This window comes from Priestia sp. 53B2 (assembly GCF_056099005.1).
Window position 1 is genome coordinate 1 of sequence record NZ_JBLZXA010000064.1, and the last position, 575, is coordinate 575.

The 575-nt window shown below is 36.0% G+C and carries 1 pseudogene; it reads left to right on the top strand.

Going from position 1 to position 575, the window contains the following annotated elements:
* Nucleotides 1–575 (top strand): annotated as a pseudogene (locus tag ACN6NE_RS31030) (IS3 family transposase); the annotation flags it as partial.

Sequence of the window (575 nt, forward strand, 5' to 3'; positions counted from 1 at the left end):
AAAATCTTGATACAGACAAGACAAATGAAGAGTTACTAAAGGAAAATGAATACCTACGAATGGAAATTGCGTATTTAAAAAAGTTAAACGCCTTAGTTCAAGCATCAAGGGAATCAAAGAGCGAGAAAAAGCCCAAATAGTGTTTGAATTAAGGCATGAGTATAAGGTCGTCGACCTTATAAAGGTAGCTAAAATCGCTCGTAGTACTTATTATTACTGGACGAAAGCTTTTAAGGGTCCTGATAAATACAAAGAGATGAAACAATTAATTAAGCATATTTTTCATGAGCACCAAGGTAGATACGGTTACCGTCGTATTACTTTAGAGCTGGGTAGACTAGGGTATTCTATTAATCACAAGACCGTATATAGACTGATGAAAGAATTAGGATTAAAGAGCCTCGTGCGACTCAAAAAATATCGCTCGTACCGTGGGAAAAAAGGAAGGATCGCTCCTAACATTCTTAAACGCGACTTTGAAGCGTCTAAACCAAATGAAAAATGGGTCACAGATATTACAGAGTTTCATCTGTTTGGAGAGAAGCTTTATTTATCCCCTATTCTAGATCTTTTTA